We start from the raw sequence: 6613 nt of genomic DNA, 5'->3' as shown, positions 1-6613 counted from the left end.
CTTCCGTGAGGCAACACGACCGGCCAACATGATTGTCGCCGTCCAGTCTATTGCCCGCGCGATAGAGGCACAACGGCCCAACTGGACAGTCGTCTACTTTGAAGGGGCATTCGTTAATAGGCTAAATGAGCTAACTCGGCCCGCAACCGCAGATGGCCTTACTCCTCTGGGAAGGGCGCAGATAGGCATGAACCTGTGAGCCAGGTGCAGTCCCCGCATTAAACGAATCCGCATCGGCTCGTCGTTAGGCCCGAGCGGATGGTCTGCAGTCAGTGAACGAACAAGAAGACAAAAAATGAAGACTCTTGCTCGGCTGCAATCGCCGGGTGCCCCATCGCGCGGACCGTCCAAAGAAAGGACCGTGACTGCGGTCCTACCAGTAAATGAGAGGATTGCCTGGCGATTTAAGCCCTGGTCACCGGCTTGCTTGCATTGTCGATGAGTTCCACAGCCTCCTTCGCCGCAGCCGTGGCCTAGTGATTCAGTGCTTTGCCTGCGTCCCACGTTGCCCCGAACCCCTTCGACCAGAAAGCGGTAATCACTTCGTTTTGCGCCGGCGCGTTCTTCGCCAGGTTATCGATAATTACCTGAGTCTCACGAACGTACCCGCTGGCCAGCTTTTCAGTTGACGCGAGCACTTGACTTTGCGTCTCTGTGGCAATTTCATTCACATGTTGCCAATAGGCCTGCACCTTCTTGGTGGTCGCTTGCGACTGCCGGGACTGCAGTTTGAAGAATGACTGCGGGTCCTTGGCGGAGAGAGCAAGGGCCTCCGACGCGACAGCCTCGTTCTCCAGAATTGAAGCTTTGGCCGCCTGCACATTCAACGCGACGAACTTTTCGTAAGCGTCAAAAGCAGTGTTAAAAACTCGGTAAAGCGCCTCAACGCCAACCTTCTGTGCAGTAGCTATCTGCTCGGGAACTTGCATGTTCATCGGTTTTAACTCCAGTGTTAAATAGAGGCGTGTCGACTGATTCGGCAGGTCTTGAACCGCGTCCCGCCCAACGGCAGGATTGCGTGGGCCTGGATGCGAGAAGCGAAACTTATTGTAGAGCGTGAGTGTTCACGCCGCACGCAGCGTGCGGCATGAACGAGCATGTTCTCAGAGCGGCTGGATACTTGCGGCCTGCTTGCCCTTTGGTCCCAGCTTGACCTCGAAGCTGACCTTTTGCCCGCAATTGCAAAGGCGACCAATGAGCAATACAAGGCACGCACCTTGCGGCACCTCATTCGTGAGCGGCAGACGCTTGCAGGAGATACCCTCTCCGGAGGTGAACCATGAAACACATAAGCAAGACGTTTCGCGCTTCGGCTCTCGTGATGACGCTGTCGGCAATAACATACGCACAAGCCGGCGGCAGCACTGGTGGGCTTGCGACACCCGGCGTCGGGGCCGGCTCGATGAAGACCCCGAATGAGAGGGGATACGGTTCGCCGGATGTCATGAGCAGTGGCGTCGGTGAGGCGCGCAGCAGCCCTCCGACGGGACGTTCTAACCGCGGGAAGGCCAATGGTCTGAATATGGGTACCCGTAGCGGCGCGAATAGCGACGTCAACAGACCACGGAACGGCCCAAAAGAAAACGGCCAGTAGCGATAACCGCCGGACTGCGCGCGGCGTCAACATCGCAACAGGCTCACTCGACAGGCGACTAGCGCATGCCTGCAGGCTTGAGGTGACCGCGGTGACCGGCGTCGACGGTTTCGTCAGGCGGCCGACTCGTGAAATGGGTCGCCGGTCCATTTCACGAGACAGACTTCGTCGTTGACGATGATGTCGCCAAGGCTGAGCCGGGGCGCGCTGGCGACCTTGAATCTGGCTGAAACGTCGCGACGGCAGCGGTCAGGTCGTCGTCTTTGGTTGGGGCCAGGGCCAACCCTTTCCCTCGCCGGGCGCATCAAGCTCCGGGGGCGGCGCGACCCGGACTGGACTCTCTTCTTCTGTCGCGTCATGCAACGGCTCAGCCCACGCGTCCCTCCACATCTCGGGAAGCCCGGTCCCGAACCACTTCACCTTTTCTCGCACAATGCGTGCCAGAAGCCGACTCTGTTCGCTCGCGTAAACGGCGCCGGCACCGACGCTGAATGCTCATCCGGGGAGCGGAAATCGGAAATCAGCAAGGAGCAAAGGTCTCAGGCAAGCCAGTAGCCTGGGTATCTCTGGAGGGCCTCGTCCGCATGATGAGGATGAATGTTGTCGTCGGTTCGCCGAGATTCGGCTGGACCAGCAGACGGCCCGTGTATCGTTGCAGCCTAAACATTTTTCCATTTGGAAGACTGGTCAGTCCGATGTCGGCGCGTGGGTCAATGTCGTGTTGGCGTCAGCAATGTTCGCTCAAGTTGTATGAGATTCAACCAGCGTAGGTATCGGGGAAGCCGTGTTCGACCCGCATAGCCAGTGTGCCAGAGCAACGCGCTGCCAGCCGGACGGTTTCGCGCGCAGCCTCAGCGTGTATCATGGTCCGCATAGCCTCTGGCCTGACGGAGAGACGCTTGTGGATGTATCGTTCCTCATCGACCCGATTCACAAAACCGTCACCAGCGTGCAGGACGGCTATTCCCGTGCTGGCGAACTCATCGGCACGGATTTGACCGATACCGCGACCCTGTGGGCTGATGCTGCCGACTCGGATACCTCGGTACAAGTCATCGTCGCGGACGACAGCCTTACAAACAACACTATCTCGCGCGGCTTTTTCAAGGTTACGCTCGCGCTGGAGAACGTAAGACTGGAACGGGTACTTGCGGGAAAAGCAGTACTCAATGCGTATGGCAGCCCACCTCCCGACATTAAGGAGCAAGTCAGAACGCTCAAGGCCGTGCGCGCGCTGGTCAGCTTTATCAGTGTTGAAGACGCGTTTCAGTGGTTCGAGGAAAACACTGGCGGCTCACCGTTTTCACCGGAGGGCTAAAGCGGGCTTGCGCTCAGGAATGTCTCACGTTTCTCCGGGCGGTATTCTCGAAGCATCAGCTACCCAGCACGCTATGTCGAACAGCAATTCATCAACGACAACTCCAATCGACGTCGCCATTATCGGTGGCGGTCAATCCGCGCTTGCCGTTGCCTATTTCCTGCGCCGCGCTGGTATCAGGTACGTCGTGCTAGACGACCAGCCGGCTCCGGGCGGTGCGTGGCAGATGCATGGGATTCGCTTCGCCTCTTTTCTCCTTCCCAGTGGAGTTCATTGCCGGGCTGGCTGATGCCCGCGACCTCAGAACAATATCCGTCGCGCGACCATGTCATTCGCTATCTCACTGAATACGAGAAGCGCTATGAGATTCCGGTTCAACGCCCGGTGGACGTGGTGTCCGTATTGCGGCGTGGTACGGGACTGCTCATATCGACGGACAAGGGTGAATGGCTGGCAAAAGCGGTTGTCAGTGCGACGGGCACATGGAGGCTCCCCTACATGCCGGACTATCCAGGACATCGCAGCTTCGAGGGCGAGCAGTTGCACTCAGCGCATTACCGCAATCCGGATACGTTCCACGGAAAGGATGTCCTGGTTGTAGGCGGAGGCAACTCGGGGGCACAGATATTCGCCGAACTGTCGCAGGTCTGTCACGCAACCTGGGTTACGTTGGAACAACCCACTTTCCTGTCGGACGATGTCGACGGACGTGTTCTCTTCGAGCGTGCGACCGAACGGTGGAAAGCTCGCTCCGAGGGACGACCAGACCCCGCGCCGAGTGGCGGTCTGGGGGATGTTGTGATGGTGCCACGCGTACGCGAGGCGCGCGAGCGAGGCGTGTTGCACTCTGTGCGACCGTTCTCGCATTTCACGGTCGATGGCGTGGTATGGAGAGATGGCTCTCACGCGCACGCCGATGCCGTTATCTGGTGCACCGGCTTTCTGCCTGCGCTCGACCATCTACGTCCGCTGCATGTTCTTAACGACGCGGGACGAGTTGACGTAGTCGACGGTCGTGCAACTCAGGAGCCAAGGCTCTGGCTGGTCGGGTACGGCGAATGGTGCGGCTTCGCTTCTGCGACGCTCATTGGCGTGATGCGTTCAGCGAGGTCGGCGGCAACCCAGATTGGCCAATATTTAACTTCATTTGAGGAATCGAAACCATGAGCGTCACGATTTACCACAACCCGGAATGCGGTACCTCGCGAAACACTTTGGCCTTGATTCGCAATGCCGGTCTCGAGCCGACAGTCGTTGAGTATCTGAAGACACCGCCAACCCGCGAAAAGCTTGTGGAGCTCATTAGTGCGGCTGGGCTCGGTGTGCGCGAAGCATTGCGCCAGAAAGGCACCCCCTACGCGGAACTCGGCCTGGACAACCCGTCGCTTGGAGACAATGAACTTCTCGATGCCATGCTGAAGCATCCGATTCTCATTAACCGTCCGTTCGTGGAGACGCCGCAGGGTGTGCGCTTATGCCGGCCATCTGAGGTGGTTCTGGACATCCTACCCAAAGCGCAGCAGGTTCCGTTCAACAAAGAAGATGGCGAGGTGGTTATTGACGAGCACGGACGCCGCGTGAAGTAGACATGCATCCGCACCGTTGAATCGCGCGCCCACCCGAGCACTCGAGGTAGACGTAGGCGTCCGGGAGACAGTGCCAAGACACGGCCTGCAGGGCACGCCAGCGCATCATACTTTGCAATAGTGCCCAGGCGAGCAACCGGCGTCGCAGGTACGCGTCCCGGCACTTCGCGACAGACCCGACGATGTCCTCTGGCTTGCCCATCGTTTCGTACGCGACATTGCGGGGCGGCTTGACGAACCAACGAAACTGTTTCATCCGTCGGCCGAAGCGCGATTGGCGACATATGGATGGCCCGGGAACGTGCGGGAGTTACAGAATCGTCTTGAACGTGCATGCATCGTGTGTTCCCGCAACATGCTCTTTTCGTCAGATATTTTTGAGGAAGACGGGTCTCAGGCTGTAGCAGCGCTGGATATGGATACTCCGCTCGACGGCTACATGGCCGCGTGCGAAAACGCGTTCATCCGTGCGGCGCTGCTGCAGCACCAAGGCCACATTTCCGAAACCGCCCACGCCCTTGGCATTTCCAGGAAGAGCCTGTGGGAGAAGATGCGCAAACATGCTATTGCAGCCGAACCGCTTCATTGAACCAGCCTCGCAGGAGCATCAACCTGCAACCGGAGTACGCACATGGAATCTCACGACAAGGACGAACCGCTTGAGACCCGACTGGTTCAGGTCCGTGGCCAGGTGCAAGGCGTGGGCTATCGGGAGGCCTGCGTACGTCGCGCGAGGGAACTGGGCGTCACCGGCTGGGTCCGTAACCGTATGGACGGTTCGGTAGAGGCGATGCTGCAGGGCTCGCCAGAGCAATTGGCAGAAATGTGCGCCTGGCTCAGCGAGGGCATGTCGGCAGCGCTCGTCGACGAGCTAGAGGTAACGGAGGTGCAGCCGCCGTTTGCCCGCTTCGACGACTTCGAGCGCTTGCCCACGCTGTAGGAGCCAGTAAATCGCTACGGTGGACGCACCGGTACTTCCCGGCACCTAGTTCAGAAAAATGATTGCCGAATCGGCGAGTGCAGGTCTCGTCCTGATTCATTGATGAGAGCAACACGACCCTGCTCGCTGCATCGGTGGGCATCTGATGGTGCCATATGAGCAGTACACGCAGCAGTCGCCCACTTTCGGCCTAGTGACAGTCTTGCAATATTCGCATTCGTAAATCCACACACAGGCATCGAGGGGCATCGTCTCCTCTTTCCGGCACCCGCATGCGGGGCACGTGATGGTCGACTCGAGCAGGACCTCGTTCATCATTGCACCTGCCTGACGTAGGACGGACAGGCAGCATCGGATGGCGATTGTTCTGAAAAAGAGGCCATAGGCATTGCGTCCAGCGATAGATGTTCTGCACGATTCCTGCGCGTTTGCCTGATTCAGAAACGCGTGGTCAAGTTTGTGAGCCACTCAGGCGATATTTGTACGATAAACGCTTCCGCGCTTTTATCGATGCCTGTAAGAATCAAAACACCGATAACGACTAGGACGCTTCCCAACAAGTACTTTCCCGAGCTACCGGCCGAAATCAGTTTGCCGCGAGCCTTCAAAATCATTGTCCGCGACAGAGAGCCCAGCGCAATCATCGGCGTAGCGGCGCCTATGCCGAAGGCGGCCATGAGCAGTGACACTCGTGCTAAGTCCGTGCCCTGTGAAGCGAGCGTCGCTGCCGCTCCCAGCGTCGGTCCTACGCATGGGCTCCAGATTGCCCCGAGCATCAGCCCTACCACGAACTGCCCTCGCAAACCGGTCGGCGTGAGCCTGGACAGCAGGGCCTGACCTGCGTTGCTGATGCCCGAGCTTGCTGTGGCCAGTTGCGCTTGCATCCTAGTCGACATCAGCACGATTCCAAAGCCCACCAATAAGACTGCCGCTGCAAGTCGAAAGGCGGAAGCATCAATTCCTAGCGAGAAACCGATGGTCGCAATGAAAATACCCACCACAGTGAACGAAATGGTCAAACCTGCTGTCAGCGCTAGAGCGCCCAGCCGATGAGCGGCCGTTGCCGTTCCCAGTATGATTGGCACGATAGGCAAGACGCACGGCGAGAGGATGGAAAGAACACCTGCCGCGTACCCCAGGCTGTACGTGCCGATTCCAAAGTCCATGCGGGTTTC

At 58.5% G+C, this 6613-nt stretch carries 10 protein-coding genes and 1 pseudogene; 8 read left to right on the top strand and 3 right to left on the bottom strand.

Annotated elements, in window-relative coordinates; genetic code table 11:
* A partial coding sequence (locus PQR02_RS34610) for a hypothetical protein (protein ID WP_408242298.1) occupies positions 1-199 on the top strand: 199 nt, incomplete at its 5' end.
* A 274-nt stretch (positions 200-473) separates the two neighbouring features.
* On the opposite strand, the gene PQR02_RS34605 is transcribed toward PQR02_RS34610, so the two are convergent.
* Positions 474-935, bottom strand: coding sequence for a phasin family protein (locus tag PQR02_RS34605; RefSeq protein ID WP_408242296.1), 462 nt, complete (start codon positions 933-935; stop codon positions 474-476).
* A 1560-nt stretch (positions 936-2495) separates the two neighbouring features.
* On the opposite strand from PQR02_RS34605, the gene PQR02_RS34600 reads away from it, so the two are divergent.
* The 7 genes and pseudogenes from PQR02_RS34600 (at position 2496) to PQR02_RS34580 (ending at position 5438) form a co-directional block, all read left to right on the top strand.
* Entirely contained in the window at positions 2496-2912 is a 417-nt protein-coding gene (locus tag PQR02_RS34600) for a hypothetical protein (RefSeq protein ID WP_408242294.1), read from the top strand.
* Positions 2913-2931: 19 nt separating this feature from the next.
* Positions 2932-3201, top strand: a complete 270-nt coding sequence (locus tag PQR02_RS41070) for an NAD(P)-binding protein (RefSeq protein WP_459252529.1) — start codon at positions 2932-2934, stop codon at positions 3199-3201.
* The gene (locus PQR02_RS34595; RefSeq protein ID WP_459252060.1) at positions 3132-4079 is read left to right on the top strand and encodes an ArsO family NAD(P)H-dependent flavin-containing monooxygenase; all 948 of its coding nucleotides are present in this window, start codon (positions 3132-3134) and stop codon (positions 4077-4079) included. The genes PQR02_RS41070 and PQR02_RS34595 overlap by 70 nt, the downstream gene beginning before the upstream one ends.
* Positions 4076-4498, top strand: coding sequence for an arsenate reductase (glutaredoxin) (arsC, locus tag PQR02_RS34590; RefSeq protein ID WP_408242292.1), 423 nt, complete (start codon positions 4076-4078; stop codon positions 4496-4498). Before PQR02_RS34595 ends, arsC begins: the two co-directional genes overlap by 4 nt.
* Positions 4499-4676: 178 nt before the next feature.
* A pseudogene (locus PQR02_RS41065) lies at positions 4677-4871 on the top strand (AAA-type ATPase lid domain-containing protein); the annotation flags it as partial.
* Between the two features lie 42 nt (positions 4872-4913).
* Entirely contained in the window at positions 4914-5087 is a 174-nt protein-coding gene (locus tag PQR02_RS34585; RefSeq protein WP_408242290.1) for a helix-turn-helix domain-containing protein, read from the top strand.
* A 42-nt stretch (positions 5088-5129) separates the two neighbouring features.
* A complete protein-coding gene (locus PQR02_RS34580; RefSeq protein ID WP_408242288.1) occupies positions 5130-5438 on the top strand; it encodes an acylphosphatase in 309 nt (102 codons plus the stop codon).
* A 96-nt stretch (positions 5439-5534) separates the two neighbouring features.
* Here the strand turns inward: PQR02_RS34580 and PQR02_RS34575 are convergent, their stop codons facing one another.
* Together PQR02_RS34575 and PQR02_RS34570 are read right to left on the bottom strand one after the other, a co-directional pair.
* Complete coding sequence (locus PQR02_RS34575) at positions 5535-5753, bottom strand: GDCCVxC domain-containing (seleno)protein (RefSeq protein ID WP_408242286.1); 219 nt, start codon at positions 5751-5753, stop codon at positions 5535-5537.
* Between the two features lie 122 nt (positions 5754-5875).
* Complete coding sequence (locus tag PQR02_RS34570) at positions 5876-6604, bottom strand: cytochrome c biogenesis CcdA family protein (RefSeq protein ID WP_408242284.1); 729 nt, start codon at positions 6602-6604, stop codon at positions 5876-5878.
* Between the last annotated feature and the right edge of the window lie 9 nt (positions 6605-6613).

It is taken from the genome of Paraburkholderia sediminicola (assembly GCF_046026895.1).
Classification (GTDB): Bacteria; Pseudomonadota; Gammaproteobacteria; order Burkholderiales; family Burkholderiaceae; genus Paraburkholderia; species Paraburkholderia sediminicola_C.
The sequence above is the reverse complement of the archived record's forward strand: the minus strand, read 5'-3'. Positions and strand labels throughout refer to the sequence as shown.

Excerpts from the sequence above, each read along its gene's own strand:
- PQR02_RS34605 (WP_408242296.1), bottom strand. The coding sequence starts at position 935 with ATGAACATGCAAGTTCCCGAGCAGATAGCTACTGCACAGAAGGTTGGC.
- PQR02_RS41070 (WP_459252529.1), top strand. The coding sequence starts at position 2,932 with ATGTCTCACGTTTCTCCGGGCGGTATTCTCGAAGCATCAGCTACCCAG.
- arsC (WP_408242292.1), top strand. The coding sequence starts at position 4,076 with ATGAGCGTCACGATTTACCACAACCCGGAATGCGGTACCTCGCGAAAC.
- PQR02_RS34585 (WP_408242290.1), top strand. The coding sequence starts at position 4,914 with ATGGATACTCCGCTCGACGGCTACATGGCCGCGTGCGAAAACGCGTTC.
- PQR02_RS34580 (WP_408242288.1), top strand. The coding sequence starts at position 5,130 with ATGGAATCTCACGACAAGGACGAACCGCTTGAGACCCGACTGGTTCAG.
- PQR02_RS34575 (WP_408242286.1), bottom strand. The coding sequence starts at position 5,753 with ATGAACGAGGTCCTGCTCGAGTCGACCATCACGTGCCCCGCATGCGGG.
- PQR02_RS34570 (WP_408242284.1), bottom strand. The coding sequence starts at position 6,604 with ATGGACTTTGGAATCGGCACGTACAGCCTGGGGTACGCGGCAGGTGTT.